This is a genomic window from Saccharopolyspora sp. NPDC002376 (genome assembly GCF_053593195.1).
The window spans coordinates 171,322-197,419 of the sequence record NZ_JBSFBZ010000001.1 but is presented as its reverse complement, the minus strand read 5'-3'; the positions used below and the strand labels follow the sequence as shown (position 1 = coordinate 197,419).

Genomic DNA, 26,098 nt, shown 5'->3' with positions numbered 1-26,098 from the left:
CCGGTTTGGTCAGGCGATCAGCCGCAGGTGATGCGCGAGCCGTCCGAAAGCCTGCTGCTGCTGGTCTTCCGACATGCCTAGGTCTTCCAGCGTGGCCAGCAGCGCCTTTTCGACCAACGCGGTCTGCCGCTCCGCCAGTCGCACCTGCCGCTCAGCGAGCCCAGCCTGAATCGCCAACGACGAGTATTTCGCTGCTCGATCACGCTCCTGGTACTCGAGCTGTGCCAGTCCTCGCACGTACTCGCCGACCTTCTTCAGGTTCCCCTGGTCATCCATGACGTAGGACTCGCCGACCAGGGCTTGCTCCAGGCCCTGGTCGTTAACGATCCGCTGCATTGCTGCTGCGTAGCGTTCAGCTCGGGCGACCGCCTGAGATAAGAGGCGAAGTAGCGTCTCGCCCGGGTCAACCGTGGTGTCACCCAAGCCCCATGATTCGACGGCGACTCTCACGGCAGCTTTGGCCTTGACATGGGGTGAGCTTCCCCCATGTACTCGGCAAACAGTCCCCCCGTTGATGGCGTACGCGTAGCAAGGGGTCCCATCAGTCTTACGCCCCCGGCACTTCCTGGCTTGCCTAGAAGTTCGCGGCATCTTGGTCACCACCTGTCGCGCAGCTCGGACGACTTTCATTGCTGGGGACACGTCGATTGGTCGTTCTCACCGAAACCGACGCGGCGGCACATCAAGATCCTCCAGCATGGGTTGGGACTAGACCCACGCCAGCGAGATACAAGCCCGAGGGGCCACTAACGCTCACACATCGCACAGGCACCGAGTCGATGGGTGTGACAGATACAACCGTTCGGACCTGCGAATACGGCACGTACGCGCCGCGCGTACGCAGCCTGCATGCCTTCCGAGGCAGCAAGAAGATCGGCTCGTCGTCGTAGGCCGTAACCGTGATCCGATACCGAGTCCCGACACGCTGGCCACCAAGGACGGCGTCAGACGCGCTCATACGCGGGTACAAACCGAGAGTGCGCATCAGTTCAACGGCACCCGAAGCGAGGCGCTCGTCAGTAAAGCAGAGCTCGATCTTTCCTCCCGGATCGATGGTGCCATCCGAGTCCATGAGCCCCCGAAGGAGTTCTAAGCGCTGGGTGCGATGCGCACGCATAAGTGGTGCAGGTATGTGCTTGTTCATCAGCAGGCCGGCCGCACGAAGCGCACTCTGCGCGGTCTTGCCGGCTCGGCGCCCGCTCCGCCCTGGTAGCCCACCGAACCGCACTCGGTAGGTCTCACCATGCGTCAGCTTCTCCTTCCCTGCAAAGACGCCCAAGTCCTCGCAGGCGGCCCGAAAGTTGATCAGGTCGTCCTTGTGCACCGTCACGCGGGCGCAATCACGGTCGCCGTCACCAAGCCAGTAACCGAGCACATAGGGCGGAATCGGAAACGCGGCCGAGGCCCCTACAAGCGAGGGGGTAGGGAGTGTTCTCCAACGCGCCACTCCATCTGTCGCGCACTTCGTCTTCCCAGCAGTGAGCTTGCGCTCGTATCGAACGCCTGCCTTGAGCATCTCTTCCGTGGTGACCGTGACACGCCGACGCTTGGCGTCACCGCGAAACTCGTCCATCGGCCAAAGGTGGCCAGCATCTGCGACCACGCTGGACCCGTCGCGGAACGACACCTGGAAGCACCGTCGGTTCGTCGTAGCTGGCGACGTTGCGGTCACACGAGTTGGACGACCGGTTTCATCGAGTAACCGATCATCGACCTGGACCTGCCCCATGGTGGTCCATCCCTCGGGGGTCGGCAGACGCGTGTCAAGCGCTAGTGCCTTACCCGATCCCTCTGAAACTTGTCGCACCCAGTGATTGAACAGCAGAGAGCTCTCTCTTCGACGGCGACCGCTGCAAGAGAGCCAGGTCTCCAGCTCAACACCCACTTACCGCAGCTGGGCCTCAGAGCAAATCTCGCGTTTACCCTATGCCAATGAGGAAAGTCCTGGCCGTTGTCCCGCTTCTCGCGATCGTCTTAGCCACCGGGTGTAGCAATGACACCGAGCAGTACCAAGTAGATGCCGCCCGGTCGGCGTGCGGGCAGTTCGGTCTCGCAGTTCGGAGCGCCTCTGCCATCGAACGGATTACCGTTCACGAGCTGCTGAGGGAGCAGGCTCGAGCGGCGGCGCTGGAGGCAGCGATCGCGGCAGAGGCTGCCCAGCCGGATCAGGAGCTGGCGAAGTACATGAACCTGACGTCCAGCCATCTAACCCAGTTGGCCGATGCCGTTGGCACACCTGACAAACCGTTGCCGGACGTGCCGCGGTTCATGTCCTACGTGCGGGATGATGTCGAAGCGGTCAAGCGGGTGTGCGAGACGGTGGGCGCGACTCTGCTGTACAGCTTGGATTGACCGGCGATTCCCTACGCTGCAGCAGGCCGGTTATTCAACACCGCTTCGTCAACTCGGACCACGTTGATTCGTCCGGTACTTGTTGCTGAACAAGTCGATCGAGTAGTTCTACTTGTTCAGCAACAAGCGACGAATAGTTCGAGGTCAGCAGGGGTACTGCGCGCCCCCGGCCATGATCGTGTTCCTGTAGCCTGTCCCCGCCAGTCCCGATCAACAGAGAGGGGGTGGTGGAGATGGATCCGCGCACGTGCTGCTGCGTTGAGTGGCACAAGACGATTCGAGTCGTGATCTTTGCGATCGTGTCGCTCGTGCACGGGTTGATGCTGGCAGGCCACGGCAACCTTCCGTTGCTGTAGCCTGCCAGCCCTCCCGCGGCGGCTAGGTCGGCCCAAGGTGTTGGTAGCACCTCGGCCTAGCCGCCACCCATCAACCCACAGCGTTTGCCGAAGCGGCTGTAGAGGCTGCGGTACTTAAGTGTACAGGTTTGATCACCACGAGCCCTGGCGGATCGTGTTTTGACGTGGGCAAACCGTGATCAATCTGCTTCGTCGCCCCACCTCGATCGTGGCAGGCGTGCGGTCGGCACGATGTGGCACATGGACGAGGTTGAACTGGCCCGGTTGCGGGTTGTGGCGGCGTGCGGTGCATCCGCAGCGCACTGCGAGGCGGTGTCGCAGCCGACCGACCAGGACGTGGTGAACGAGCAGCTTGCGCATGCACTGGCCGAGTATCGACGTTCCCTGATCGACGAGTAGGTGCCAGCCACGAGCGTCCACATCTCGGTTGGCTCTCCAACGCGCAAGGCCCATCGCTGTCAAAGCAGCCGACCGTAACAAGTCCGTGCGCTGGATCGATGGTGATCAGGCGGAGCAATACCGCGCCACGACGCTTAGAGGAGCCCCATGAACATCGAAGAAGTCAAGAAGTTGCGTGCGGCCTGGATCGCGAAAGGCAACCCGCCCTGCGACCACCCCAAGACTGTGAGGGAGCGCTTCATGAACAGCGAGAAGACCGGAGACATGGCGTGCACTACCTGCGGCGACACATGGTGGCGCGGCTAGGTCGTATGTGTGCTGGCCACGGCCGGCCTGCCAGCTCTCCGACGTCGACGAGGATGTGCCTCGGTGCCTACGGCAGCGACGGAGCAAGAACGAGAGAAGCCCCCGAGCCACTAAAGGCTTCAAGGGGGCTTCTTCTCTGGGGGGGATCAAGCTATACGGATCTCGATCTAACTCCAAGGTACTGTCGAGATCGACTTAGCGCAAGCGAATTCCGATCACAACCGCTACGCGGCGGTTTTCGCCAGATCGTGATCGGCCGCTGGGAACAGGATCGTCAGGACATCCCCCACCATGTACAGCGGGCGCCCCTTCTCATCCTGCCCTCGCGCTGGCAACCGCGGCGGCTGCGCTTCACCCCCAACGGTCCGAGGCCGCGCCCATGTGCGGATCGTTGACGACGCGAGCTCCATCCCGAGCGACGCAAGCAGGCGCGACATCTGCACCGAATTCGCCAGGCGATGCGGCATCCGCCCCAGCAGGTAGCGGCGCCGCTGGTCGACGTCCCATTCCGTTCCACACCCGTGGCACCGAGTGAATCGGCGTCCTTCGCGGGCGTACAGCAGCCCTTCGCAAACAGTGCCGCCCTCCTGCCGGATGTCGCAGACGCCGAGGAACACGCGATCGGGAGCGAGATCGATTATCTGGACGGCGCGGCGTACGGAGTCGCGGATCTCGTCCCACAGCTCATCGGCGGCGGGATGCGAGCGACACCAGCTTGGGTGCCGAAGTAACCACGAGGCGAGTCCGGTGAGGGTGTTGTCGGAGTCGTAGGTGCCGGCGCCGTAGGACTCCCACAGCGTTCGCACCCACGCCACGAGAACGTCGCGGAGTTCATCTTGGCGTTCGCGGGCTTCGGCGTGGAACAGGATCGGGGTTTCGGAGGCACGGGTCGCAATACCGATGCCGCGGGCGGTGCGTGCCTGCTTGGTGATGGTCACCTGCAGTTCCTCGGCGAGCCACGACACCAAACGCAGCGTCTGCTCGACTTCGCCCCAGCAACCCGAACAGAGCAACGCGTCCTCGACTGGCCGTCCGCAGCTCGTGATGCACGTACCCACGCGCTACCCCCTCGTGATCAGATCACCTGTTCGGACGGTAGCAATCGAGTGAGGACAACCGGCCGAAAGTAGAACGCCCCGACCGCGCAGGCCAGGGCGTTCGCGCATTCACGTCGGGACGAGCGGGGCGGGATCAGTCGAAGATCTCGGTGACGCTGACCTTGATCCTCTGGTCATTGCTGTCGACGACGAGATACCAATGGTCGTCGTAGGGCACCTCCAGAACGACGGGCGTGACGTCGTAGAAGTCGCCGAAATACTCATATTCATCGCCATCGAGGTACGCCTGGTGCTCGTCGCTGTCCACGAGGATGACTCTGGCGGGCGATCCTTTCAGCCCCACCTCGAAGCGGGCTCCGCCTGCACGATCTCCAAGGTTCCAGTAGAGGTGTTCCACGGGGTCTTTGTACCGGATCGGCTTCACCGAGCCACCTCCGCCAACGCAGCGAGGTCTGGGACCAGCAGCGCACCAACCGCGACGAGGCACACCACTTCGATGATTCGCTCGATGCTCTTGCCTGTTGGAGATCCGACTCGCCACCGCATCGCCTTTGGCAGGACGTGGCTGCGTCGCCAGCGCGAGCCTTCGCATTCTGCGGACGGTGCGCACTTTACGCAGCGCCGGCGGATGGGCCAGCACCATGGGATTCCGCTTCGGGTGGCTGAGTCGCCGGCGGAGTGCACGATCATGCCGACGGTGATGCTCACGCCAGCCCACCATCCGAGGTCGTTGATCGCGCCCGCTGCTGTCAGAGCGGCGGTGATGATGGCCGCTGCCAGGAGCGCCGGTATGTCCCGGTGGGTGTGGAGTCGGCGTCGGATCCATTGCGGTCCTGATCGGGAGAGGGCGCCGATTCCTGGAGCGAGAACCAGCACGAGGACTGCCATGGTGACCAGCGGTGTGATGGCTCCGCCGATTCCAACGAGCAGGCCGAGTGCCGCGGCGAACAGCGGGGTGTGGACGAGGCCGCGGTGTTCGCCGTCGCCGGGCGGGTCGTGGGGAAGTCGTGTTGACCTGTAGGCGACGCGCGCGAGCCACTGGAACGTCTCCCCCACTACTGCGGTAACGGGGCCGCCCGAGCGGTATGCGGTTGCGCCATCGGCGTCCAAGTCGGGCAGCAGTGCGGCGCCTGCGCCGAGTAACGCACCGACCGCGGTTCCAGCTACGCCAAGCTCGGCGCCGGTGAGGGTTCCGATTGTTGAGCTCGTGAGTGCCCCTGCCAATGCGCCTGTCGCAGCGTGGCCTCCGTTCATCATGTCGCTGCTCCTCGTACTCTGTTGGTGTGTCCCTGAATCACGACGTGCAGAACCTGGCCGGCGTCAACGACGAAGAGATGGACAAGCTCATCGGGCTGCGGGCCGCGATCGCCGTGTCCGGTGTTCACGACAAGCCGGCTGTTGATCACCTGATGCGCCAGTTCGTTCCATGGCTGGAAAACAGCAATGGGGCGTCGGACAAGGTGAAGCGCCGCTACGTGCTGTTGACGGTCACCGAAGCGCACCCGCCGGGGATGCCTTCGGATCCGGTAAAGCTGCGAAAGCTGGTCGAGTCCTTCTACATCCTGACCTGATCAGAAGGCCTTCAGCGCCTCGCGCGCGTCCTTCATCGAGAGCCCGGTTGCCTGCATGACGGCGACCGGGTTTTTTGCGCATCCCTCGGCAAGTGCCTGCGCGGCCAAGTCATCCGCCGAGGCCTTGGTTCCGGTGCTGCTGCGTGACTTTCGGACTGCATGCTTGATCTGTTCCAGCGTGAAGCCGGTTGCTTCCATCAGGCCGGGAACATCAGAGGCGTCGATGCCGCTGGCGACGGCATCGAGGACTGCCTCGAGAACTTCGGCACTCGCTTCGGCGTCATCAGTGGTCGGCTGGTCGCTTCCCGGCGCCGACATCGCCGGCACCGGAACGCCCCGCAGAGCAGCCTCGAGCGGGACGTTGACGTACGGCGCTTCCTGCGGGTTCTCGAGAAGCAACGCTCGCGACCGGATCTTCCGCTCCGCGGTCATCACGTAACCGAGACCGCGGGTCTTCTGCCCGTTCGGGAACTCGGCCGGCAAATCCTTGAGCTTCTCCGGCAGTGGGTGTCCTACCGAGATCATCGACTGGTTCGAGCCCTCGGTGATGCGCAGCGCCACGATCGTGCCGGTCTTGAGCTGGCCACGGAGCGCTCCCGAGCCGCCGAGCTGCTCGATTGATGGGACCTGCGTCGCAAGGTGCAAGCCGAAGGCGTACTTCGCCAGCTGCTGTGCGTACCGCTCGCAGAGCCGGACGAACTCCTTGTCCGCCATGAGGAACTCGTGCGCCTCGTCGATGAATAGAGGCACGAGCGGATGCTCCTCAGACGGTTCGATCGAGCCACCACCCTGATCGATCAGTGCAGGGCGACGACACGCCGCCAAGTCGAGGAGGTAGCGAACGAGTTCCTTGGCGTCTTTGAGGTTTGACGCGTACTCGTCGACCCGGCCAAGCCACTGCGGCAGCGAGCCTCCGCCACCGCCGTCGATGATCATCGGTCGGACGATCGGGGAAATTCCGCACTCAGTCAGGGCCACATCCAGGACCTTCGACTTGCCGGAGCGGGTCCCTCCCGAGATCAGCCCGTGCGACGCACCCTCGCCGGGGTTCCAGAGCTGATATCGCAGCATCTCGCCGCCATCAGCGGGCGTCATGAGAGGGAACGAGCCTCGCTCGTCCAACCCGGGGCCTTCCCAACGACGCACGTTCTCCAGTGGGTCGCGTTCGATGACGGTGAGCTTGGCCCGACGAACCGAGGTGCCGGTGGCTTCGGGGTAAACGCGCCCGTCGGGGAGGTCGTAGACGCTGGCGACGGTCTTGATGACGCCGATGATCTGGTGCCAGTGGTCCCCGGTTTGCAGCTCGACAACACCGGTCCAGCCGAAGTCGAAGGGCTGGACGTCGGTGAGGTTGGAACCGGCGAGGCGCTTGCCATTGGCTCCGAGATGGGTGTCCCACAACGCCACCCGCTCGTCGCTCACCTGGTGGTCTAGCTCGACCTTCTCAACTTGCTCGACGGGTTCAGCAGCAGGCAACTCCAGCTGCTTCACCGGAGCGGCGAACTCTGCAGTGACATCCGGGTCACGCTCGCTGTGCCGCAGCCACCACGGCATAGCCAGTGCACAACCAGCACCCCACATCAGGGCGGCGGTCACCGACTTCCCTCCCGCGACGCCGATGCCGGCTTGGAACATCGCGGAGGCGACTGCGGAAATGCCCGCGTACACCCGCCCCCAGCGACCGGCGCGGCGGTGTGCGTAGGTGTAGGCACCAGCGGCGCCGCCCCAGCCAGCTGCAACCGGCAACAGAGCTGCGGGGCCGTCAATCTCGGCGGCTGCAGCACCCGCGGCATGGGTGGCGGCCATCGCGACCAACGGGGTGGCTTGCAACCGCCAGCGCTTCGCCAGGCGCATGCCCTCCTGTCGCAACTCCTGCAGTGTCACGGTGGGCTGGGACTCCGGGGCGGTGGTCGCCCCAGAGTCAGCCTGGGTGGTCGCGGTCATCCCGCCCACTCCTGTCGAGTGTCGCGGCGCAGAATCGTTGTCGTACCGCGGCGCCGGAGCTCCGCCAAATCAGTTCCGGGCACCGTGTCCCAATACTCGCCGGGCTCGACGTACACGTCCCAGCAGGTGCTTGACACAGTGTTGACCTCGACCGAGATGACGCCGTGCTCCTCGAGTTCTTTGATGATGGACATGCCGCTCCCTCCGTCTGCTAGACCTGGCCTGTCCGGGTCTGCACCCCACCCCGACCAATGCCGGGGTAGGACACACACCCGGCAGATCAGTAGTTGTCGTACCAAGTCTTCGTCGCGACGTTCTGCGATCCGCCGGCCTCGCTGGTAGCGGCGGCCAAGCCCTGGTGGCGAGACTCCACGTGCTGGTGGAGCGACTTGGCGTTGTCCTCGACGGACTCGATCTCGTCGCTCAGGTCGCTGATCTTGCTGAGCGTGTCGGCGTCCAACGAGGACGCGGTCAGCTGCTCATTGAGATCGTTGAGGCGGTTTCGGACTTCGCCCATGAGGGACACCAGGCTTTCCATCGCCGACACGGTGGTGGCGTAGCCCTCACCGGAGCTGTCGACGTCGTTGACGCGGGCGGGCTCGATAGCGGTCATGGTGTTCGCGATCTCCTTCGGTTTGGGGTGTTCTTCCTTCTCCGGGTAGATCCGCTCAGCGGTCACCCGGATTGGGCCTTTCTGCTCCTGCTCGGCCTGCTGCTTCTCGGCTGCCTTGGCCTTCTGGTGCTGTTGGAAGCACCTGCCGCACATGAACCGACCTGGGACGGCCGGGGCGCCGCAGCTGCAGCGCAGGACGAACTTCTCCCTTGCGCTACCGCCGCTCCTGTACTTCCCTGAGCCTTTGCAATTCGGGCAGGTGTTGTGCCTGTGCTTCCCGCCGAAATTGCTGATCAAGTCGCCGCGGCCACCACAGTCAGGGCACAGGCCCCGCTCCATAGCTTCCGAGGGGCTGAGAAGCGAGTTCTGGCAACGGCCGTTGCACTGCCCCTGCTGCTTGTTCGCCAGCCGGCTTTCGATTTCTTGCTGGCAGCACTCCCGGCACGCCCAGCTGGTCCAGCCAGGAACTTCGATCCTGTGCCGCTCCGCACTCGGAAACTCTCGGTGGCACTTCGAACAGATCGCCCGCTCGGCTCGCCGACGCGCGGCCCTCCGCTCCAGCCTGTTGATCTCCTCGATCTGGCACGCAGCGCATAACTCGCGCCCCTCACGAGCAAGGAGCCCGCAGGCGTTCGCGCACCGCGGCGGCAAGTCATCCCCAGGGCGCCGCTGGTGGACGACATCCTCGGGTTCGTCGTCCGCCGGATCTGTCCACTGCTCCGGGCCCGGCAGGCAGTCCGGGCACAGCCGGTTGTCCTTGTTGGTTCGGGTCAACTGATCCGAGGTGATCCAGCCCTTGCAGCGGGCGCACTGCGCGAGATCGACCGCCTGGCTCGAACGTTGGTGTTGCCATTCCCTCCAGGCATCGCCCCACGCATCGCCGAACTTCCGGCCCTTCCGGCCAGCCTCTAAGCCGATGCGGTGGCCCGCTTTCCCTCCTGCGATCGCGCCCGAGTAGGCGCCGACCAGGCCAGCACCAACAGCAGTGATGGCACCGCCAGCGAGATACCCCGCCGCGTAGCCCCACCAGAGCGGATGCCGGGGGCCCTTGGAGATCGCGGCATCGAATTTAGCGTCCCACTCGGCTGCACGCTGTTGCTTCTTCTGCTCACGGTTGGCAGCGGCGTCCGCGGCACGGCGCTTCGCTTCTTCCCATCGGGCCGCGGACCGGGACTTCCCGTTGTGCCAGGCGTGCGTGACGGCTGCGGATACCACCATGGCCAATATCAACAACATTTGGTCAGCCCCCGATCAACGGGCCGATTACGGACACGATGGCACCGCCAGCATTTCCAGTGATCGCAGACAGAGCGTCCGGAAAAATCCCGACGCCGCCGAGGGCCAGAATCGGCAAGACGATGAGACCAGTGCTGGTTGCCTTAACATCCATGTTGCCGTCCTTGAGATCCGCGAAGATGCAGAAGGCCAAGACGAGCGCAGCCGCAGCAACGATCACACCAACAGCTCGGTCAAATCCTGCGATGAAGCCAGCGAACCAAGGGCCGATGAAGGTTGAAGCCAATACGGCACCGGTGCAGAACGCAAAAGCCGGGACCAACAGACCGGGCTTCTTCTTCATCTTCTTAGTCCGGCGCATGATCAGAAAGAGCGCGACGGCGAGCGCAAGGCCAACGATGTTTGCCGTGATATCAGTGAACATGGCGGTGCTCCTCGAGTCAGATCGCCAGAACGGCAATCAGAACGACGATTGCGGTGGTGATGAGAAGTCGCGCGGGGCGAGCAAGCGGCCACAGGGCCCCGCGACCGATCGCGGTCAGCACGAGGCAGAGGTATCCAAGACAGGTGCCAACGGTGCGGAGAACCTTGACGTCGCCGGCCCACTCAGCTCGCTGGATGCGGACGTACATGTCCCGCAGCGACGCTGGCCGCTCAGTCCAGACTGTCTTGTCCAGGCCGCGCTTCGCGGTCTCCCACGCGTCAGATCCCCAGGCCTTCGAGACATCTCCGAACTTGGCCAGCGCGCCTGGAGCGGGACGGACCTCGAGCTCCGCGGTGGGGGCGCCGTCACCGTCCGTGCCATCGGTGGTTCTACGCGGGAGGAACACGAGGTTGTCCGCGGTGTCCTCAGTGGCGGAACCCTGATCAACCGTGTACTCTCGCGCGCCCGCGTGATCGCGCTCGCGCTCCCGTGCACAGTGGTCCTCGTTTTTGCCGCTCTCAGAGCCGTTCTCGGGCTCGGACCACGGGTTGGGGATCGCCATTACCGGACACCTCCTAACGCGTTGATGCGGTTCTTCTCGTTCTCGAAGTGGGTGATGTAGTGCTCGATCAGCCGGTCACGTTCGGTGTCCGGCAACTGCTTGATGGCTCCCTGCAGGCACATCAGCGCCCGACCTAGCCGCTCCACCTCGGTGCCCGGTTCGGCGAGCTTCTGCAGGTAGAGGTCTCGGCTCTTGCCCTGCACGCCGGCTTTGTCCATCGCCTGGTGGACGTGCTCGGCGATCTGTTCGCGCAGGTCGCGAGCGGTGCGGTTGACCTTGGCGTGCTTCGCTGCGCTGACCAGCGCATCGGCTGCTGCCCGGAAGGACGCGATCGAGGAAGTCGCTTTGCGGGCCCGGTCCGCGTGGAATGCGGCGGATCGGTTGGCGCGGCGTTCCTTCCGGGAGAGACGGACGGTCTTCATCACGGCACCTCGCCCGGGTTCGGGAAGGTGCCGTCCTCGGCCATCTTGAAGCCGCGGCTCACGGCAGTGACGTTGATACCAAGCTCGTTGGCGACTTCCTGCCGAGTGCGTGCACGCGGGTCGATCCCGTTGTTCGTGCACTCCCACCAGTGCCGTGCAGCGATGTGCTCCTGTCGCTCCGCGTGGGCGTGCACGACTTCCCGTGCACCGTCTTCCTCGGGCTTCTGTGCACGCTTCGCCTTGGCCGGTGCACTGCGTCGTGCACGCTGCCGTGCACTCCCCTGCACCTTGCTGCTGGTGTCGTCTGCACTGGTGTCGTGCGCGCCGTGCACGGTGTCGCCTGCACGCTGTGCACGCTCGTCTCCCGAGCTGTGCACGCCATCCTGTGCACGGTCGTTCTTGCTGGTCTCCTGCCGTGCACTGGTGTCGGGCAATCCCCAGGCGGCGAAGAGTGCACCCGGGTCGTTCGCGTCGCGCAGGTCAGCGATCAGTGGATCGGTGCACACCGGGAATATGTCGGCGCCCGGCTCGTCGCGCACGTCCTCGGAATCCTCGTGCGCACGCTCCAGCTCGGGCTGTTCGGTGGACGGCAGTGCACGCTCGAACTGAGTCTGCAGCACGGCCTTCACCGCGTCGTACTGATCGAGCAGCGCGATCCGGTAAGCCACGTTCCAGGGGGCGTTCAGGTTCGTCGCGATCGAGACGGTGCGCCACGAGTTGATCGGGTGCCGCACAATCTGAGCTCCGCGGCGAGCAACGAACACGGCCCGAGCGATCGTGGCTCGCCGGAAGTCGTCGGCGTTCCAGTCGGACTGCGCGTCACGGTCCCACCGGAGCGCGTAGTGCACCATCAGCGGGCCGGCGACGCTGAACCCGCCGAGCACCAGCCCCGTCACGGCCTGGCCGGTCGAGATGTTGTGGCCGGCGTTTACCAAGGCGGCGATCGACGAGAGCGCCCACATCAACCGCTCGTAGCGGGCAGACGGCTTGTTGTTGACGACCGCGAAGACGCTCATGACGGTGAACACCCACGCCAGGCTTTCAAGGGCGATCGGGGTGAGGAAGACGAGGTTCAGCCACGGCAACAGTTCAGGCAGCGGCTTGGCGGATTCCTTGAACAGGTCCTCGTAGAACGGAACCTGGGTGAACACCACGACGATCGCGAGAACAGTCGAAGCGCCCAGCGCGGTTCCCCATACGAGAATTCGGCCGCGCTTGCGGGTAGTGGCTTTCGTGGTCCGCTTGTTGAGGTAGCTGAGCACCCCGGCCAGCGCCACGAGCACCACTAGGGCCACCGCCGAGATGACCACGTAGAAGGTGGCGGCGTTGATCAGGGTGCTCACTGGACTCTCCTTGTCCTGCAGTCGGTTGTTGCTGGTCAGTACGTGAGTACGACCTTGGGAATGTCACCGCCCAGTTGGTGATTGCGCGGAATCCCGGAAGCCTCGCGATTCGTCTTCAGGGACCAAACAGGTTCCAGTTCGAAAGCCGAGCTGTCGATATCGAGACCAACAACCGCATAGCTTTCCGCTATCCGGTAGATAAACTCGTTGGCTATAACCAGATCACCCTTACGCAGGCGCCAATGCGAGGTGGACTCGGTTTCCAACTCCATGCCGGGGAAGAGCTTGATGTCTGCCATCAGTTCTCGCCGTCCTCGTCGTCATCGACAGTGGCGTCGAGGTCGGGGTAGTCAGCCGTGTCCATCTCCTCGACCTCGAGGAGTCCCGCCAGTTCCTCGAGAACCTCACGGGAAGTCCACGACTGGTTTTTCTCGTGAAAGGTGGCGACGAGCTCTTCCAGGACCTGGACCATCGAGCCCATGCCGTGGTCGTAGTCGTTGATGCGCTCGGTCAGGATCCCGGCGAGCTGCTTGTCTGTCTGGTCGCAGATGTAGATGTTGGTCATGCTGCGATCTCCTGTTCTTCGCGTTCTTCTCGGATGCGCGCGGCAATCACCGCAACGACTTCCAGGTCGTCCCTGGTCGGGATCAGGCCGGCGGCGTTCAGCAGCCGGTACGCCTCGTCGAGCGGCTCTTCCGGGGCGGTGTCGATGTAGGTCGACAGGTCCAGGGCCTGCTCTGCGGCTTCGCGGTAGCGGCTGATGTCGATGGGGTGCTGGGCAGTGTCGGCGTGGGCGCTGAGCGAGTCCGTCAGCCGTCGCCACTCGCGCGGGGTGTGCATCACCGGTCACCAGCCTCGTAGCGCTCAATGAACGCCATCAACCACGCCTTCATGTCTTCGTCTGTCGACGACCACGAGACAGCCGGGTCCGCGTTGAACTCGCGAGCCAACCGAACCGCCAAATCCATGTCCTTCGCAGCGGCGGGCAGCTCTCGGCCAGCTTCGGGGTTCACGACCCACCACGAGTCGAATTGGATCTCGGCAACGCGACCGTTCGGAACGATCTTCGGTCGTACGAAGACAACCGGGTGGTCAGAAACCTTCACGAACCCAATAGGGATGCCGTAGGTGACGTCACCAATCCGAACCTCAGAGCGATAGACCACGTAGCCGCTCGGGTTGTTGATCGTTGCGTCCATCTCCACGTAGGCGCCCACTACTTCTTCCCCTTCTGCTTGTCGCTTCTCGTTGATTTGGCCCACTCGGGCACGGTTATTGAGGGCTCGCCTTGTGGATCAAAGCCAGCGTTGCCCGGATCTCGGCGGCTTCCTCTTCGTTCGGGTCTATCTCGGCCCAGTCCAGGCTGATCAGCAGGTCCTCGAAGGTCGCGTACAGCGAGTCCGAGATGTCGCCGCGGCTGAGCTCGATGACATTGCTGACTTCGGTGGCGAGGGCCAGGTGCTCGTTGGCGATTAGCGCGCGGGCGACGTCGGTCAGCTGCTCGTCCAACGGGGCCGGCGGCGTGGTCGACGCCCTGCGGTCAACGAGCTTCTTGATGAGGTTCTTCATCTTCATCGGTCGATCACCGCACTCAGCGCGTCGCGCAGGACGCGGAGGCTGTCCAGCGGGAGCACGGTGACCAGGTCCGCCATGTCGGGGGTGTAGGCGGTGAAGCCGTACTCGCGGGACACGCCGTTGCTGTCGACCTGGACGTATTCGGTCAGCGCCAAGCGGGTGTCGCACTCAGATGTCGCGACGTCGGCGAGGGTTCGCTGATCGGTGAAGTCGAGCTCCGGGATGGTGCTAAAGTCGCTCATGGTTGATCCCTTCAGGGGTCGAGGGCCGTTCCGGATGCCGCCGGGGCGGCCCTTTTTCATGCGGCGACGAAGTCGGCCGCGTTCACGGTCTGCCAGGACCGCATTGCCTGTTCCGCCATTGCCGTCAGCACGTCAGCTGGGATCGCGAAGCGCCGCCCTACCCGGATCGCCGGGAACCGTTTGGCGTTGATCTCGCGGTAGAGCGTCATCTCGGAGACCCCCAACGCCTTGGCGACCTGGGCGACCTTCAGGAATCGCGGCGGCTGGTCCATGCTCACCTCATAGTCGATTTCGCCGTCGTTTTGTGGTCGATATTGACTCTAGCATCATGAGACATCAGGAGTTGCAGGTCCATTCGGGTGATCCAGCTATCCTTGGTCGATATCGACCGATCGAGGTACCGAGGTGGCCTGTGAACTGGGACGACGTCGCACGAGCCATGGGTGAACGCATGGAGGAGCTGGGCATCACGCAGGTCGACCTCGCCCACCGCAGCGGCGTCGGAGCGACGACCGTCAAGGAGCTGCTGTGGAACCGGACTCCACGACGACGATCAGGACGCACGCTCGGGGCGCTGTCCGAAGCGCTCGGCTGGCCGCAGGGGCACTTGCTTGCCGTCGCGCAAGGGCGAGCTGATGAATCAGCCCCGTCGCTCGAGGAGCAGCTGGCCGAGATCCGGACGCGACTCGACGACATCGAACGCCGCCTCGACGAGCGTTCGTAATTGACTCTGCCCACTCTGGTTGACTGCACACATCAACAGTGCGGCCAGTAGCTGGGCGCATCCATGACGTGACCACGACACAGACATGACACTGGAGGCGACATGGTGATGACCGGGTGGACCGGCAGAACCGCGTGCCACCTGCAGACCGCGTTGCGCATGTCCCGCGAACAGTTCGCGGACAAACTCGGCGTGTCCGCTCGGACCGTCACGCGCTGGCACGACAACCCCGACCAAGTGCCGCGGCCTGAATGGCAGGCCTCGCTGGACACGCTGCTCGAGCTCTCCCCCGCATCAGTTCGAGCACGCTTCGACGGGCTCGTTGGAACGTCCGAGGCCGTTGGGGTCGAGGCGTTCCGTGCGTCGATTGCCGTTGTGGTTGACGGCAATCGAGTGCTGATCGTGTGCCGCCGGGGCGAGCGTCCCAGCTGGCAGTTCCCCGCCGGCACCATCAAACCTGGCGGCAGCAGCGAAGCCGTCGCCGTGTCCGAGACACTGGCGGAAACCGGCGTGCACGTGTCCGCCACCCGGCATCTCGGGCAGCGTCTCCACCCGGTCACGAACGTCCTTTGTGACTACTGGCTCTGCTCGTTCCTCACCGGCGAGCTCGTCAACCGTGATCCGTTGGAGAACGCTGATGTTCTCTGGTGCCACATCAGCGATCTCGAGAAGTTCATCCCTGCCGACCGCATCTACGCACCCATCCTCGAAGCCCTGGAGGCCCACCGTGAGCACCAGTGAGAAGCCAGCCATCAGCGCCGCCGTGATCGTCCGCAATGGCCGCGTCCTGCTCGTCAAGCGCCGCGTCAAGGAAGGTTCGCTGTCGTGGCAGTTCCCGGCCGGCGGTGTCGAGCCGGGCGAAACCGCGGTGGAGGCTGCAATCCGCGAGGCGCAGGAAGAAACCACGCTCGTCGTAACCGAGCTGAAGGTGTTGGGCGACAGGATCCACCCGAAGACCGGCAGGGAGATGCACTACGTCGCCTGCGATGCGCCAACGGGGTACGCGGCTGTCGGTGATGAGGAGGAGCTTGCGGCGGTGGCGTGGGCGACGCTGGACGAGTTGGGCGAGTACGTGCCCAACGGGTTCTTCGAGCCGGTGCAGGAGTACCTGAACGACGCACTCACCGCAGACTGACCGCAGACAGCAAGACGCCCCGACCGATCTGGCCGGGGCGTGCTGCGGTCAAGCCCTGTAAAAGCGTGGGCCTGTCCGCGGGGCGGGTCATCGTCGATGGAAGTGGACTGGCGGGCGAGGTCGACCTGCTCGCCCTTCCGCCCGCACGGGCAGGCCCACGCATGGTCGCCTCCCGTCGTCGGCTGTTGAAGGGCAGAAAGTCCTTGGCGACGCCGCGGCTAGGCCGGGGATCCTGAGGTCGAGAGCGCGACCTACTGGAGGTGCGCCGTGGCTACAGCGATCTGGAAGGGGCACATCGCGTTCGGCCTGGTCAGTATCGGGGTCGCGGTCACAGCTGCTACCGAGTCCCGCACCGTGGCGTTCCGCCAGATCCACCGTCTGGACAGCTCCAGGATCCGGCAGGAGCGCCGCTGTGAGGTCGAGGACAAGCCGGTGCCGTGGGATGAGGTAGCGAAGGGCTATCAGACGCCGGACGGGCGGATTGTGCAGGTCACTGAGGAGGACTTGGCGTCGCTCCCGCTGCCCACGAAGCGGCGGATCGAGGTGCTGGAGTTCGTGCCGGCGAACGCGGTCGATCCGATCTATTTCAGCAGTGCCTACTATCTCGGGCCGGCGGATGAAACGTCCGTGCGTCCCTACGTTCTGCTGCGGGACACGCTCGCGAAGTCGGGTCGGCTCGCGGTGACGAAGGTGACGCTTCGGAACCGGGAGCGGGTGGCGGTGCTGCGGGTGGTTGGCGCCGCGATCTGTCTGCAGACGATGTTGTGGCCGGATGAGGTGCGAGCCCCGGAGCTCACAGAGCTGTCCGCGGTGGGTCCGGTGGAAGCGGGGCCGCAGGAGATGGAGATGGCGCGCCTGTTGGTCGATTCGATGTCGGTGGAGACGTTCGACGCGTCGCAGTACCGCGACGAGTACCGGGAGAAGCTGCTTGAGCTGATCGACGCGAAGATCAAGGGCCGTGAAGTGGAGGTGCCGGCGCCGCGGGCGGAAGAGGTCGTGACGCCAGATCTCGCTGAGGCGCTGCAGGCAAGCTTGGCGGCGGCGAAGGCGGGGCGGCCGCATCCTTGATTGGACAAGGTCGCGGTGGTCGACCTCGTCGGCATCCAGATGATAGGAACCTGCTACTCCTTACGGGGGAGATGTTTCGAGTTCGGCCAGCAACGATTGGTTGAGCCCCATGATGGCAGGGTGGATGATCATGAACGCCTGATCAGGCTACTGAGAATGACGGTCAACGAGATCACCGAATGGGCCCAGCCGTTTGCAGCCAGCAGGCTTGCCGAGTTCGACGCCACCGGCGAACGTAAGGCGCTGAAGGCGCGGACGCAGACCGAGGACGCTGCGAACAAGTTGTCCAGGATGACCCGCTACATCGAACTTGCGGATCAGTGGTACCGCAGCCGAGGAGCGCAGGGCGATCGCCGTGACGCCTACGAGCTGCCCGGATTCGCTCTGGAGGCGGTCACCGGGCTCAGTGACGACGTTGTGCTGCTGATCGGATCGTGGGTGAAGGAGGCACTCGGCGTGTCCGATGCCGATGCCGCCGAGGTTGGGCGGTTGTGGGTCGACGATGTCAAGAACACGGCCTGGCGGCTGCTCTTGGAGCATGGTTTGTGGCCCAGATACCACATCAGCGACCGGACACCTGTAGATCCGTAATGATCGTGCGTCCCCAGGCGTGTAGGGATTGGCCCGTCGGCGCCAGGCCCAAAGCAGCGGGATCGTGCCCTCCAATGCGTGACTGGTGCAATCCCTGAACGCAGAACCGCCTCTCCCAGACACATTGGGAGAGGCGGTTCTGCATTGTCGATCAGCTGTTACGCGCCGAAAGAGGGCACCTTGGGTCACCCCTTGCTGAAGTTTTGGTGGATGCCGCCGTGGTTGTCGCCGTTGACGATGGTCGCGCCATCACCGTTGATCACAGGTGCGTTGACGTCTCCCTCGTGGTTCGTGGCCTGAACGATGTTCTCGGCGGTGCCGTCGTTCCGGTTGTCGTTCCCCATGCTGTTCCCCCTTTCCGCTCGTTCGGCGGCTCGTGCCCGGCTAGGTCCGAGCCTGGCGTACACCTGTGAAGGTCGGGCTGGGTTCAGTCCCCGTTCCAGCCGCCCGGTTCCCACGGGAACGGGTGATGCTGCACCACGCGGTCGACGAGATGACGGATCGGTTCTTGGGGATCGCGGTCGTCACGCACCGCACTGAGAACGCTGGACACGCCACCCTGCAGCGTCCCGTACAGCACAACCGGCGCTGTGGGCTCCTGCGGTAGCGCACCGGGCAGCGTCGCCAAGCTCATCGACCGCAACCACATCTCGCCCGGAGTCGGCCCGCAGTCGAACGTGGTGCGGATGAACCCGGCGGTTGTGGCAACGAACTGCGGAGCGCCCTTCGCCCTGACCATGTTCATCGTGCAGACCATCGGATCGTCACTGGTCTGGGCTGCGAGTCCGGTCACTGGCATCTCTGCCAGCCGCGTGGTGCTGACCAGCCACGGCGGAAAGTCCCTGCGGCAAGTCCGGTACCGGTAGTCGAGCACCCGTGCCGCAGCGACCAGCTTGTCCACCGCATCACTGTCACCACCGCAGACGGTCTTCGCCAGCTCGGTGACGTTCCCGATCAGCTCCTCATGGCCGAGCTCGGCGGCGGCCTCGAACATCGATTGCCAGTCTCGTTCGGTCATCCTCTCCCCTCCTCCAGCGCGTTAACTAATCCGAGCAGTGATCGTGAACGCGCCATCGTCGTCAGGGCGTCCGGGGCGCACCACACGAACCTTGGTTTCCTGCGGTTCGATGACAGCCCATGCCACCGCAACATCAGGCCGATCACGATGCGCGTACCACTCGAGCTCGCTTGAGTCTGGGAACTTGAAGTTGGCCCACACTTCCATCCCGCACTCGCAGGTTCCACGCATCTCAGTTATGGCAGCCACAGTGCCAACCATCTTCGTCCACGCGCCGCACCTAGGGCATTCACCCGCCCCATCAACAGGGTCACCCGGTCGTCTCATCCGGTCATCCGCTCCCTTTGCGCCACGGGTCAGTCCGCGTACAACACGACGACGGCGCTGTCACCGGACTCGGCCTCGTCTGGCGCGAGGATCACGCCTCCATCGACCATCGGCCGGTAGCTCTCGATGTCAGCCCGGGTGAGCGGGAACGCATCTGGCTCGTCGCGGCTGGTGTTGGCCACCACAACCCGATGGTCCGGTGGAAGCGCCTGAAGCCGTTCGATCAGCTCGCTCACGGTCATCCCTGTTCCTTTCACGGTGTCGCCGCCGTAATCACGGCGGCGACACCGACAAGCAGCAGCGCCAGCAGGACCAACACCACGCCGGCTTGGAGCAGTCGGAACTTCGCCACAGCGATGCATGCGAGCTTCCGAAGCTGACGCGCCGCCGCGTCGGTCTCCGTTTCCTGCTCAATCCCGGACATGATCTGCTCCACTGACCAGGAACTCCACGCCATCAGGCCAGTGCCAGGATTCATTCCGAGTCGCGGGAGGATCACCAACAACGCCAGGGCGAGCGCCGCGCCAACCAGGACCGCTGCGTACAGAAGTACGGTCGTCGCCGACGGCGGAACCTGCCCGCGAGTGAAAGCGGCAGCGGCCAGCAGCAGCGAGTACACCCCAGCCATGCCCTGCGCCTTCGTGTCAGCGCGGGCGATCAGGGCCTGCATGTCGGCGCATTCCGACCGGAGCCGGTCGATCACGGTCTCGGTCATCACGCCACCGCCTTCGCGCGCCGCCCATTGATCCACCACTGACCGGGTTCGGGCTGCAGTTCTGGACGTCGGAGATCACGCCGCTCGTCCGGGGTCATCCCACCGCGGATCGTGAAGTCGTCACCTCCCGCGCCAGCGAGGCACTCGGCGGCAACCGGGCAGCGCCAGCAGATCTCCTTCGCCTCCATCGCCTGCACAGCCCCCGGGCCGGTGAAGGTGGCCGGCGCGAACATCTCCGGATCCTCGCCCCGGCAGGCTGCATCGTCCCGCCAATCCTGTGATTTCATGACATTGCTCCTTCCGTGGAGTAAGGGGGTCGGGCGCAGCCGCCAAGCACAGCCCGACCCCCGCCTGCATCGAGGCAGCAGCCACCGAAGCAGGAAGTCCAACAACCGAATTCGAAATGCGCGGTCGCTACGTTCTATCGCCGTCGCTCAACCAAATCTCCGTGCGGAGTCATCCATAGATCCGGATGCATCCGCCGCGGGTACTGCTCTGCGTGAGCCCTGACGTACGCGTCGGCGAACGCCGCCGCTACCTTGATCTTGTCGTCCCAATCCAGGAAAACCGGGACCTCCATTGGGTCGCCGCAGTCCGGGCACGGCAACTCAACAAGCTCAGTCTCATCAAGCTGGGGATACGGCGGCTCATCCGTCATGAGAACGAGAGTCCCGCACCCCGCCGACATCTGGCTACTCGTTTGCGTCGTCGAGTTCAGGCAGCGGAACGTCGAAGTACGCATCAGAGCAGTCCCGGGCCTGTCGTAGCGCCGTGTCGTACTCACCTCGTTCGATCAGGTACGCGATCGAACGCAGCAGCTCGCCGACGGTGCGGGCCAAGCAGTCCGGGCGCGGTTCGGACTGGGGAAAGTTGAGGACTGTCACGCTGCCTCCTCGTTCTCTTTGCCTTCGGCCGGGTCGAGGCCGAGCATCTCCAGCAGCCGGGCTGCGTCGTCGGCGTTCTGCGCGTTCGACGCGACGAACCGAACAGCGCGGTGCCGCTCGCCGTCCGTCAGCCCCCGAGGCCGCTCCTGCGTCAACGTGTCCTTGTCGAACCAGTTCTGCCCACTCACGCCGCATCCTCCGTCCAACGCACGACCACTGAAAGCTCTGTCTCGAGTAGCTCAGCGACACCCGGAATCGACCGCAGGACCTCCCGCAGTAAATCCGGTTCACCGGCAACCACCGTCAATACGCCAGGCCCACAACAGGTCTCGCTCCTAACTTGACAATGACCGAGGCCAGCAGTTCGGAGACGCGCCTTCACCATTCGAGTCGCTTCTGCCTTCGTCACGCTGCATGCACCTCGCAGCGCTGAAAGCTGAACTCGGAGTGCTCCTTGGCGCGGTAGATGTCGCGGGTGGACAGGATCGCGCCCAGGGCGGCGAATCCGAAGGACAACCAGTTGTTCGTCAGGCCGCCCCAGAACGCCACTATCAAGCCGACCCACACATACAGGTGCAGGAAGTTCATGCTGCACACTCCTCGGTCGTGCCGTACCCGGCCTGACGCAGCAGCGGCACCAGGTGCCCCAACTCCATCCGCACAGGCCGATGCATCGACGCACCCATGTACTCCCCCGGCGCCCCTGTCGTCAGATCCACCAACTCGGCCACCATCACCCACGCCCACCAGCGCCCCGCATCAGCCTTGCCAGGACGACGCTGCACCAGAATCCCGATCGCCGACTCGGCGTTCAGGGACTGCTCGGCGACCTCTTCCATCCAGGCGGCAATGTTCTCGCGGGCGACGCTCTTGATCTGGATCACAACACCGGGAATCCCGGTGATGTCCCCTGGATCTGCCACCGTCCGGCCGCCGGCGTTGAACCCTGTTCGCACTGCCCGCTCCGCGCCAGGGAACCCGACGGTGCGGAGGTAGCGAGCAACAGCACGTTCAGCGTCCAGGCCACGTCGACGATTCGACTTCCCACGCTCCGAAGCGTTCACGCTGCATCCTCCTTGAGTGCGAACTTGATCCGCTCGGCCACGTACTGGGTGATGTCGTAGCCCTCCACGTCAATCGCATGGTCGATGCGCACAACGATCTCGGCGCCGTCATCGTCGGCGTACTCGCCACCGATGACGTACGTACCGGCCTCGATACGCTCGCCACCTTCGTCGATCGGTTCGGCGAAAGTGACGACCTGGTAGACATCGGTGATGCGAGTCGTCGCCCGATCGTTCGAGGTTCCCCGAGCTGCCTCTTCTGCTTGTTCGCGCAGCTCAGCGATTCGTGCCTGAACCTGTTGTTCAGCCGTTTCGCCTCGCCAATCCGGGTTGATCCCCAGTTCGTGAAGGACGAGTTGCAGGATCGTGCGAGCTCGTTCTCCACCGATCTCGTCGACGTCCCAAAGCGGACGGGTTTCACCGGTTGTCACTGACTCCTCCGCTTGTTCGATCTGGTCAGCAACAGCTCGTAGAAACGCAGCGGTGCTTTCTCTGCTGGCGAGCGGATCTGCATCGACGTTGCCGATGTGATACTCGGCGCCGTCGCCAACTCGCATGTAGACGGGCTCAGACTTACCTGCCTGCAGGGGCCCCAGCGGTCGGTCGGTGCTGGTCATGCCATGCCCTTCCCTGCTGTGGGGAACTCGTCCCAGGTGCGGCCGTCGAGGACACGGCCGGTGTTGCGCTTGCCGTTCCGCTGGACCGTGACGGCTCCGTTGCGGGTGCCGTGCGCGGCGGGCCGGGTGGATCCGTCCTGGTCGATGTAGAGGGCGCTGGCTGCACCGCGGGCGGTGGCAAGCACCGATTCCGGGGCCCATTCGCCGAACTGCTTGAAGAAGAACGGCACGTCGGCCGCGGTGCACTGGTCGCGGAGGGAGCGGGCCCAGCCGGGGTGCATCGGCCTCGCCTTCGGGCCGCTCTCGCCGCCGCAGATGATCCAGTCCAGGAGACGCTGTTCGCGCACCGCGCGCTGTGAGAACGAGGTGTAGGAGAACGTTCCGTCTTCGTGGGCGAGGCGGCCGATGTTGTTCCAGGCGTGCACCCAGCGGCCGATGATCTGCGGCGGGTTGTGGCCGAATCCGTCGCCGCTGGTGACGGTGGCACCGAACGGGTGAGAGCCCTGCACGTGCATGTCCCGTATCCACTGTTGTGGGGTTCGTGCTGATTTTGGCCCCCAGAAGTCTTCGATCTGGTCGCGAACCGCCTGTGGCACCCAGTCGGGCCAAGTCCAGTCACTCCACGATTCCGGGGCGTTGGCCGGGTCCATCGGGGGCGAGATGGGCGGCATCCACTGCGACAGATCGACCGGGCCCACCAGCGGCTCGCAGGACAGGAATCGCACGCGGGCGGGGGTGTCCAGCAGGGCGGGGATGCGGAGGTCGGCGCGCTTCTGGTCCTCGACGGAGACACCGAGCCAGACGTTCGGCAGCGGCCACTGCATCCCGTGGTAGATGCCTGGTTGCAGACCTGGAACGTAGGTCGGGCTGTGCGGCGTCGACGCCCACTCCATCGCCGATCGCAGGTGCACACCGGGCGCGTGACCGGAACCGCACTTGCACTCGTCGCGCAGAAACGACCGCATCCGGCCGTGCCGCTTGGTGAGGATTTGGTAGGTGTGCTGCGGCGTCGCCGCCATCACCGCGAAGACCTGCGCGATGTACTCGTTGGGAACGTCCTGGTGGAACAGGTCGCTCATCGAGTTGACGAACACCTTGCGTGGTTTCCGCCACTTCAGCGGTTCGGTGAGCTTGTCGGGGCGCAGCTGGACGTCGAATCCGTTCTCGAAGTAGTGGCCGGGGGTGCCCCGGAACCGCTCCGCTAGGGTCAGCGCGTAGCAGTTGTCGCAGCCCGGGGACACCTTCGTGCACCCGGTGATCGGATTCCAGGTGGACTCGGTCCACTCAATGCCAGTGCTGGTGCTCATGCCGCACCTCCTTCCTGAAGGTTCTTGTTGGCCTGGTGAACGCTGGCCTCGAGGTCAGAACGGCGGTTCATCACTGAAACCCCGCTGCCCCGCAGGAGCACTCCCCCACGGCTCCGCACCACCCGATCCAGCCCCGCCGCGATCAACCTTGTTCACCTTGGCAGTGACGTACTTCGTCGACGGGCCAATGGAGTCGATCAGCAGTGCCGGCGCCGACCGCTTCTCGCCGCTCTTCTTGTCGTCCCACTGGTCGAGCTTCACGCGGCCGGACACCACAACTTCCATGCCGCGGGCGTAGGTCTCGGCGGCGTTCTCCGCTTCCTGCCGCCACAGCGTGCCGCGGATGAACAGCACTTCTCCGTCTTCCCACTCGCCGCGGTCGTTCTTCCTGCGAGAGTTGAACGCGAGGTTTACCGTGCACACCGCAGTTCCGGACGGGGCGAACCTCAGCTCGGGATCAGCAGTGAGTCGTCCGACGCCTTGCAGGGTGGGCAGTGCCATCGTGTTGTTCTCCTTGTGTCAGGCGGCTTTGGTGCCGCGGTCGTGGACCTGAGCGTGGTATTCGCCGCCCCAGACGCCTTGCTGTTCGGTGGATTCGGCGTAGGCCCGGCATTGCTCGCGAACGGGGCAATCGCGAAGGCAGATCTGCATTGCGCGTTCGATCCGGTCACATTGGGTCTTGCTGCGACCGTCCTCGATGGGGTCGAACAGGGCGGGTTCCCGTCGGCAGGGGGCCTGGAGGACCCACGAGCCGGGCGGTGGGGTTTTCAGCCAGGACGCGGTCATCGCTTCGCCGCCAGCAAGCCAGAGCTGGCGCGCACAGCGGCCAGCTGGAGCGACATGGTCACCCGGATCACGGCCATCACGGCGTCGGTTTGCCCGTCGAGGTCGTCGCCGCGCTTGTGCGCGGCCTCGACGGTTTCGCGGACGAGTCGACGCAGCCCGGGGCAATCCGAGTGGTTGTTCTCTGCGCTTTCACGCAGTCCGGTGTCAGGAGTGCTGGAGTACGTGGCGTTGACAGCTTGGTAGTCCTCGCCTGTCGGCTCGTACCAGTCGCCTTCAGCGGGCGGGGCGTGCGTCGGGGGCACGTATCCGGTGTCTGGCCCGGTCATGCTCACTCTGTTCGTCGGAAACACGTAGGTGTGAGTCACGATTCGACCTCCAGGTCGTCTTGCCGGAAGATCCGTTCGGGCGCGATGTCGCCGGCAAGGCAGTCGAGCTCGACGATCGCTCGGTCCTCGTCCCAACCGGTGCGGTAGCCCATGACCCGGCCGGTGGTTCCTCGGAACCGCTCATGCTGTGAGCCCTCTTTGACCCGCACCCGATCCCGAAACTTGAAGTGATGTTCGTTCATTCAGGGCTTTCTCCTCCGTGTTCGAGACACACTGGTCCCGCAGTCGAAATTCCGATTGATCAAAAGTGCGGTCAAGCCGCAGCAGAAATCTCACTGACACCCGGAATGTGATCCGGGCAAAAGTCGCCGTTCTCCGAGCAGTGCCAGCCGTCAGTGGACTCCGCCGACTGATGCAGCCAAGGGCTGATTCCTGGGCGGATGTGCTTGCGGTCGCATCCTCCGTGGTCACAACGAAGAACTGATAGCGCGGCCATCACGCCACCTTCCCGCTGTTCATGGCATCTTTCGCCAACTTGGCCAACCCGTGCTTGGAGCACTCCAGAAGCTCCCGTCCCGCGGCGTCGACCACCCAGTGCTCGCCCGCGCCCGCCGACGCCACGCTCACTGGCCTTGCAACTTCCTCCGGGTGCTCGCCGATGCGGCGGGCAATCTCGGCCTCCACGTTGCTCAGTGCGACCGCAGCTTCTTCCGAAGTCGTGTCGATTTGCCCGGCGATGGCTCGGGCGTTCACAGTCCACAACCACTCGCGCTGCTGGATCAGCGTGTCCAGGCGGGACGTGACGGCGGGGTTCGACTGCCGCTCGGCCAGCGCAGCCAGAAGGGCGGAATCCGCGGCCATCACGCCACCGCCTTGACGTTGTCTAGGTACGCCTGGCCGTCAAGGAACATGAACCGGTCGAAGTACCAGTACAGGACCGTCCGGCACCAGCTTTCGGAGTGACGGACCCAGCCCGCCTCGTTGGCGAGGGTGCACGACAGGTCCAAGGTCTCGATCTGCCGCTGCGTACCTCGGCCCGAGCGCAGGACCTCTTCCGTCAGCGCGAAGTACCGCTTCTTGTTGGGGGACATCTAGAACTCCCTGGGTGGGTTCTGGGGTGATGCGACCACACT

Annotated in this window: 45 protein-coding genes; 9 read left to right on the top strand and 36 right to left on the bottom strand. The window is 64.4% G+C overall.

From position 1 onward, the window contains the following. Nucleotides 1-9: 9 nt before the first annotated feature. Nucleotides 10-336, bottom strand: coding sequence for a hypothetical protein (locus ACWCO2_RS01145; protein WP_450125656.1), 327 nt, complete (start codon nt 334-336; stop codon nt 10-12). Between the two features lie 346 nt (nt 337-682). Next, nucleotides 683-1,117 carry an LAGLIDADG family homing endonuclease gene (locus ACWCO2_RS01140; protein WP_450125777.1) on the bottom strand — a complete coding sequence of 145 codons (435 nt, stop codon included), beginning with the start codon at nt 1,115-1,117 and terminating at the stop codon, nt 683-685. Nucleotides 1,118-1,932: 815 nt separating this feature from the next. On the opposite strand from ACWCO2_RS01140, the gene ACWCO2_RS01135 reads away from it, so the two are divergent. The 3 genes from ACWCO2_RS01135 to ACWCO2_RS01125 all read left to right on the top strand — a co-directional run bounded on the left by ACWCO2_RS01135 (nt 1,933) and on the right by ACWCO2_RS01125 (nt 3,413). Continuing rightward, nucleotides 1,933-2,352 (top strand): hypothetical protein, encoded by a 420-nt coding sequence (locus ACWCO2_RS01135; protein ID WP_450125655.1) that lies wholly within the window; start codon nt 1,933-1,935, stop codon nt 2,350-2,352. 596 nt (nt 2,353-2,948) lie between these two features. Then, nucleotides 2,949-3,107: a hypothetical protein gene (locus ACWCO2_RS01130; protein WP_450125654.1), complete on the top strand. Its 159-nt coding sequence runs from the start codon at nt 2,949-2,951 to the stop codon at nt 3,105-3,107. Nucleotides 3,108-3,254: 147 nt separating this feature from the next. Then, complete coding sequence (locus ACWCO2_RS01125) at nt 3,255-3,413, top strand: hypothetical protein (RefSeq protein WP_450125653.1); 159 nt, start codon at nt 3,255-3,257, stop codon at nt 3,411-3,413. Nucleotides 3,414-3,637: 224 nt separating this feature from the next. Here ACWCO2_RS01125 and ACWCO2_RS01120 read toward each other — a convergent pair whose 3' ends face one another. The 3 genes from ACWCO2_RS01120 to ACWCO2_RS01110 form a co-directional block, all read right to left on the bottom strand. Beyond that, nucleotides 3,638-4,378: a hypothetical protein gene (locus tag ACWCO2_RS01120; protein ID WP_450125652.1), complete on the bottom strand. Its 741-nt coding sequence runs from the start codon at nt 4,376-4,378 to the stop codon at nt 3,638-3,640. 226 nt (nt 4,379-4,604) lie between these two features. Then, the gene (locus tag ACWCO2_RS01115; RefSeq protein WP_450125651.1) at nt 4,605-4,895 is read right to left on the bottom strand and encodes a DUF1883 domain-containing protein; all 291 of its coding nucleotides are present in this window, start codon (nt 4,893-4,895) and stop codon (nt 4,605-4,607) included. Then, on the bottom strand, nt 4,892-5,728 hold the full coding sequence (locus ACWCO2_RS01110) for a metal-dependent hydrolase (RefSeq protein ID WP_450125650.1): 837 nt from the start codon (nt 5,726-5,728) through the stop codon (nt 4,892-4,894). Before ACWCO2_RS01110 ends, ACWCO2_RS01115 begins: the two co-directional genes overlap by 4 nt. A gap of 44 nt (nt 5,729-5,772) precedes the next feature. On the opposite strand from ACWCO2_RS01110, the gene ACWCO2_RS01105 reads away from it, so the two are divergent. Further along, a complete protein-coding gene (locus ACWCO2_RS01105; protein ID WP_450125649.1) occupies nt 5,773-6,042 on the top strand; it encodes a hypothetical protein in 270 nt (89 codons plus the stop codon). Here the strand turns inward: ACWCO2_RS01105 and ACWCO2_RS01100 are convergent, their stop codons facing one another. From ACWCO2_RS01100 to ACWCO2_RS01035, 14 genes are all read right to left on the bottom strand, one after another. Further along, the gene (locus ACWCO2_RS01100; protein WP_450125648.1) at nt 6,043-7,638 is read right to left on the bottom strand and encodes a hypothetical protein; all 1,596 of its coding nucleotides are present in this window, start codon (nt 7,636-7,638) and stop codon (nt 6,043-6,045) included. Nucleotides 7,639-7,982: 344 nt separating this feature from the next. Further along, nucleotides 7,983-8,180 carry a hypothetical protein gene (locus ACWCO2_RS01095; protein WP_450125647.1) on the bottom strand — a complete coding sequence of 66 codons (198 nt, stop codon included), beginning with the start codon at nt 8,178-8,180 and terminating at the stop codon, nt 7,983-7,985. A gap of 86 nt (nt 8,181-8,266) precedes the next feature. After that, nucleotides 8,267-9,823, bottom strand: coding sequence for a hypothetical protein (locus ACWCO2_RS01090; RefSeq protein WP_450125646.1), 1,557 nt, complete (start codon nt 9,821-9,823; stop codon nt 8,267-8,269). 16 nt (nt 9,824-9,839) lie between these two features. Beyond that, on the bottom strand, nt 9,840-10,259 hold the full coding sequence (locus ACWCO2_RS01085; protein WP_450125645.1) for a hypothetical protein: 420 nt from the start codon (nt 10,257-10,259) through the stop codon (nt 9,840-9,842). Between the two features lie 16 nt (nt 10,260-10,275). After that, nucleotides 10,276-10,821 carry a hypothetical protein gene (locus ACWCO2_RS01080; protein WP_450125644.1) on the bottom strand — a complete coding sequence of 182 codons (546 nt, stop codon included), beginning with the start codon at nt 10,819-10,821 and terminating at the stop codon, nt 10,276-10,278. Further along, nucleotides 10,821-11,243: a hypothetical protein gene (locus tag ACWCO2_RS01075; protein WP_450125643.1), complete on the bottom strand. Its 423-nt coding sequence runs from the start codon at nt 11,241-11,243 to the stop codon at nt 10,821-10,823. The genes ACWCO2_RS01080 and ACWCO2_RS01075 overlap by 1 nt, the downstream gene beginning before the upstream one ends. Beyond that, the gene (locus ACWCO2_RS01070; protein ID WP_450125642.1) at nt 11,243-12,586 is read right to left on the bottom strand and encodes a hypothetical protein; all 1,344 of its coding nucleotides are present in this window, start codon (nt 12,584-12,586) and stop codon (nt 11,243-11,245) included. Before ACWCO2_RS01070 ends, ACWCO2_RS01075 begins: the two co-directional genes overlap by 1 nt. Nucleotides 12,587-12,621: 35 nt before the next feature. After that, the gene (locus ACWCO2_RS01065; protein WP_450125641.1) at nt 12,622-12,885 is read right to left on the bottom strand and encodes a hypothetical protein; all 264 of its coding nucleotides are present in this window, start codon (nt 12,883-12,885) and stop codon (nt 12,622-12,624) included. Continuing rightward, a complete protein-coding gene (locus ACWCO2_RS01060; RefSeq protein ID WP_450125640.1) occupies nt 12,885-13,151 on the bottom strand; it encodes a hypothetical protein in 267 nt (88 codons plus the stop codon). The genes ACWCO2_RS01065 and ACWCO2_RS01060 overlap by 1 nt, the downstream gene beginning before the upstream one ends. Continuing rightward, entirely contained in the window at nt 13,148-13,426 is a 279-nt protein-coding gene (locus ACWCO2_RS01055) for a hypothetical protein (RefSeq protein ID WP_450125639.1), read from the bottom strand. The genes ACWCO2_RS01060 and ACWCO2_RS01055 overlap by 4 nt, the downstream gene beginning before the upstream one ends. Next, on the bottom strand, nt 13,426-13,848 hold the full coding sequence (locus tag ACWCO2_RS01050) for a hypothetical protein (protein WP_450125638.1): 423 nt from the start codon (nt 13,846-13,848) through the stop codon (nt 13,426-13,428). Before ACWCO2_RS01050 ends, ACWCO2_RS01055 begins: the two co-directional genes overlap by 1 nt. Before the next feature lie 10 nt (nt 13,849-13,858). After that, nucleotides 13,859-14,161 carry a hypothetical protein gene (locus ACWCO2_RS01045; protein WP_450125637.1) on the bottom strand — a complete coding sequence of 101 codons (303 nt, stop codon included), beginning with the start codon at nt 14,159-14,161 and terminating at the stop codon, nt 13,859-13,861. Then, nucleotides 14,158-14,403 (bottom strand): hypothetical protein, encoded by a 246-nt coding sequence (locus tag ACWCO2_RS01040; RefSeq protein WP_450125636.1) that lies wholly within the window; start codon nt 14,401-14,403, stop codon nt 14,158-14,160. Before ACWCO2_RS01040 ends, ACWCO2_RS01045 begins: the two co-directional genes overlap by 4 nt. 56 nt (nt 14,404-14,459) lie before the next feature. After that, nucleotides 14,460-14,675: a helix-turn-helix domain-containing protein gene (locus ACWCO2_RS01035; RefSeq protein WP_450125635.1), complete on the bottom strand. Its 216-nt coding sequence runs from the start codon at nt 14,673-14,675 to the stop codon at nt 14,460-14,462. Between the two features lie 140 nt (nt 14,676-14,815). On the opposite strand from ACWCO2_RS01035, the gene ACWCO2_RS01030 reads away from it, so the two are divergent. The 5 genes from ACWCO2_RS01030 (at nt 14,816) to ACWCO2_RS01010 (ending at nt 17,921) form a co-directional block, all read left to right on the top strand. Further along, complete coding sequence (locus tag ACWCO2_RS01030; RefSeq protein WP_450125634.1) at nt 14,816-15,127, top strand: helix-turn-helix domain-containing protein; 312 nt, start codon at nt 14,816-14,818, stop codon at nt 15,125-15,127. A 102-nt stretch (nt 15,128-15,229) separates the two neighbouring features. After that, entirely contained in the window at nt 15,230-15,868 is a 639-nt protein-coding gene (locus ACWCO2_RS01025; protein WP_450125633.1) for an NUDIX domain-containing protein, read from the top strand. After that, nucleotides 15,855-16,262: an NUDIX hydrolase gene (locus ACWCO2_RS01020; protein WP_450125632.1), complete on the top strand. Its 408-nt coding sequence runs from the start codon at nt 15,855-15,857 to the stop codon at nt 16,260-16,262. Before ACWCO2_RS01025 ends, ACWCO2_RS01020 begins: the two co-directional genes overlap by 14 nt. A gap of 267 nt (nt 16,263-16,529) precedes the next feature. Next, nucleotides 16,530-17,330 (top strand): non-homologous end joining protein Ku, encoded by an 801-nt coding sequence (gene ku, locus ACWCO2_RS01015; protein WP_450125631.1) that lies wholly within the window; start codon nt 16,530-16,532, stop codon nt 17,328-17,330. Beyond that, nucleotides 17,331-17,921 (top strand): hypothetical protein, encoded by a 591-nt coding sequence (locus ACWCO2_RS01010; RefSeq protein WP_450125630.1) that lies wholly within the window; start codon nt 17,331-17,333, stop codon nt 17,919-17,921. It abuts the gene before it with no gap. A gap of 185 nt (nt 17,922-18,106) precedes the next feature. On the opposite strand, the gene ACWCO2_RS01005 is transcribed toward ACWCO2_RS01010, so the two are convergent. From ACWCO2_RS01005 to ACWCO2_RS00925, 17 genes are all read right to left on the bottom strand, one after another. Then, nucleotides 18,107-18,265: a hypothetical protein gene (locus ACWCO2_RS01005; RefSeq protein WP_450125629.1), complete on the bottom strand. Its 159-nt coding sequence runs from the start codon at nt 18,263-18,265 to the stop codon at nt 18,107-18,109. Nucleotides 18,266-18,348: 83 nt separating this feature from the next. After that, nucleotides 18,349-18,939, bottom strand: coding sequence for a hypothetical protein (locus tag ACWCO2_RS01000; protein ID WP_450125628.1), 591 nt, complete (start codon nt 18,937-18,939; stop codon nt 18,349-18,351). Between the two features lie 356 nt (nt 18,940-19,295). Continuing rightward, nucleotides 19,296-19,508 carry a hypothetical protein gene (locus ACWCO2_RS00995; protein WP_450125627.1) on the bottom strand — a complete coding sequence of 71 codons (213 nt, stop codon included), beginning with the start codon at nt 19,506-19,508 and terminating at the stop codon, nt 19,296-19,298. Between the two features lie 11 nt (nt 19,509-19,519). Beyond that, entirely contained in the window at nt 19,520-19,981 is a 462-nt protein-coding gene (locus tag ACWCO2_RS00990; RefSeq protein ID WP_450125626.1) for a Pycsar system effector family protein, read from the bottom strand. Next, complete coding sequence (locus ACWCO2_RS00985) at nt 19,981-20,268, bottom strand: WhiB family transcriptional regulator (protein WP_450125625.1); 288 nt, start codon at nt 20,266-20,268, stop codon at nt 19,981-19,983. The genes ACWCO2_RS00990 and ACWCO2_RS00985 overlap by 1 nt, the downstream gene beginning before the upstream one ends. A gap of 405 nt (nt 20,269-20,673) precedes the next feature. Beyond that, nucleotides 20,674-20,865 carry a hypothetical protein gene (locus ACWCO2_RS00980; RefSeq protein WP_450125624.1) on the bottom strand — a complete coding sequence of 64 codons (192 nt, stop codon included), beginning with the start codon at nt 20,863-20,865 and terminating at the stop codon, nt 20,674-20,676. After that, a complete protein-coding gene (locus tag ACWCO2_RS00975; protein ID WP_450125623.1) occupies nt 20,862-21,053 on the bottom strand; it encodes a hypothetical protein in 192 nt (63 codons plus the stop codon). The genes ACWCO2_RS00980 and ACWCO2_RS00975 overlap by 4 nt, the downstream gene beginning before the upstream one ends. Nucleotides 21,054-21,270: 217 nt before the next feature. Next, the gene (locus ACWCO2_RS00970) at nt 21,271-21,453 is read right to left on the bottom strand and encodes a hypothetical protein (protein ID WP_450125622.1); all 183 of its coding nucleotides are present in this window, start codon (nt 21,451-21,453) and stop codon (nt 21,271-21,273) included. Next, the gene (locus ACWCO2_RS00965; RefSeq protein ID WP_450125621.1) at nt 21,450-21,929 is read right to left on the bottom strand and encodes a hypothetical protein; all 480 of its coding nucleotides are present in this window, start codon (nt 21,927-21,929) and stop codon (nt 21,450-21,452) included. The genes ACWCO2_RS00970 and ACWCO2_RS00965 overlap by 4 nt, the downstream gene beginning before the upstream one ends. Then, a complete protein-coding gene (locus ACWCO2_RS00960) occupies nt 21,926-22,546 on the bottom strand; it encodes a hypothetical protein (protein WP_450125620.1) in 621 nt (206 codons plus the stop codon). The genes ACWCO2_RS00965 and ACWCO2_RS00960 overlap by 4 nt, the downstream gene beginning before the upstream one ends. Next, entirely contained in the window at nt 22,543-23,853 is a 1,311-nt protein-coding gene (locus ACWCO2_RS00955; protein WP_450125619.1) for a DUF5131 family protein, read from the bottom strand. The genes ACWCO2_RS00960 and ACWCO2_RS00955 overlap by 4 nt, the downstream gene beginning before the upstream one ends. A gap of 54 nt (nt 23,854-23,907) precedes the next feature. Then, a complete protein-coding gene (gene ssb / locus ACWCO2_RS00950; RefSeq protein WP_450125618.1) occupies nt 23,908-24,354 on the bottom strand; it encodes a single-stranded DNA-binding protein in 447 nt (148 codons plus the stop codon). An 18-nt stretch (nt 24,355-24,372) separates the two neighbouring features. Beyond that, complete coding sequence (locus tag ACWCO2_RS00945; protein WP_450125617.1) at nt 24,373-24,639, bottom strand: WhiB family transcriptional regulator; 267 nt, start codon at nt 24,637-24,639, stop codon at nt 24,373-24,375. Next, nucleotides 24,636-24,965: a hypothetical protein gene (locus ACWCO2_RS00940; RefSeq protein WP_450125616.1), complete on the bottom strand. Its 330-nt coding sequence runs from the start codon at nt 24,963-24,965 to the stop codon at nt 24,636-24,638. The genes ACWCO2_RS00945 and ACWCO2_RS00940 overlap by 4 nt, the downstream gene beginning before the upstream one ends. A 35-nt stretch (nt 24,966-25,000) precedes the next feature. After that, the gene (locus tag ACWCO2_RS00935; RefSeq protein WP_450125615.1) at nt 25,001-25,207 is read right to left on the bottom strand and encodes a hypothetical protein; all 207 of its coding nucleotides are present in this window, start codon (nt 25,205-25,207) and stop codon (nt 25,001-25,003) included. A 253-nt stretch (nt 25,208-25,460) separates the two neighbouring features. After that, nucleotides 25,461-25,826 carry a hypothetical protein gene (locus ACWCO2_RS00930; protein WP_450125614.1) on the bottom strand — a complete coding sequence of 122 codons (366 nt, stop codon included), beginning with the start codon at nt 25,824-25,826 and terminating at the stop codon, nt 25,461-25,463. Then, nucleotides 25,826-26,056, bottom strand: coding sequence for a hypothetical protein (locus ACWCO2_RS00925; protein ID WP_450125613.1), 231 nt, complete (start codon nt 26,054-26,056; stop codon nt 25,826-25,828). The genes ACWCO2_RS00930 and ACWCO2_RS00925 overlap by 1 nt, the downstream gene beginning before the upstream one ends. Between the last annotated feature and the right edge of the window lie 42 nt (nt 26,057-26,098).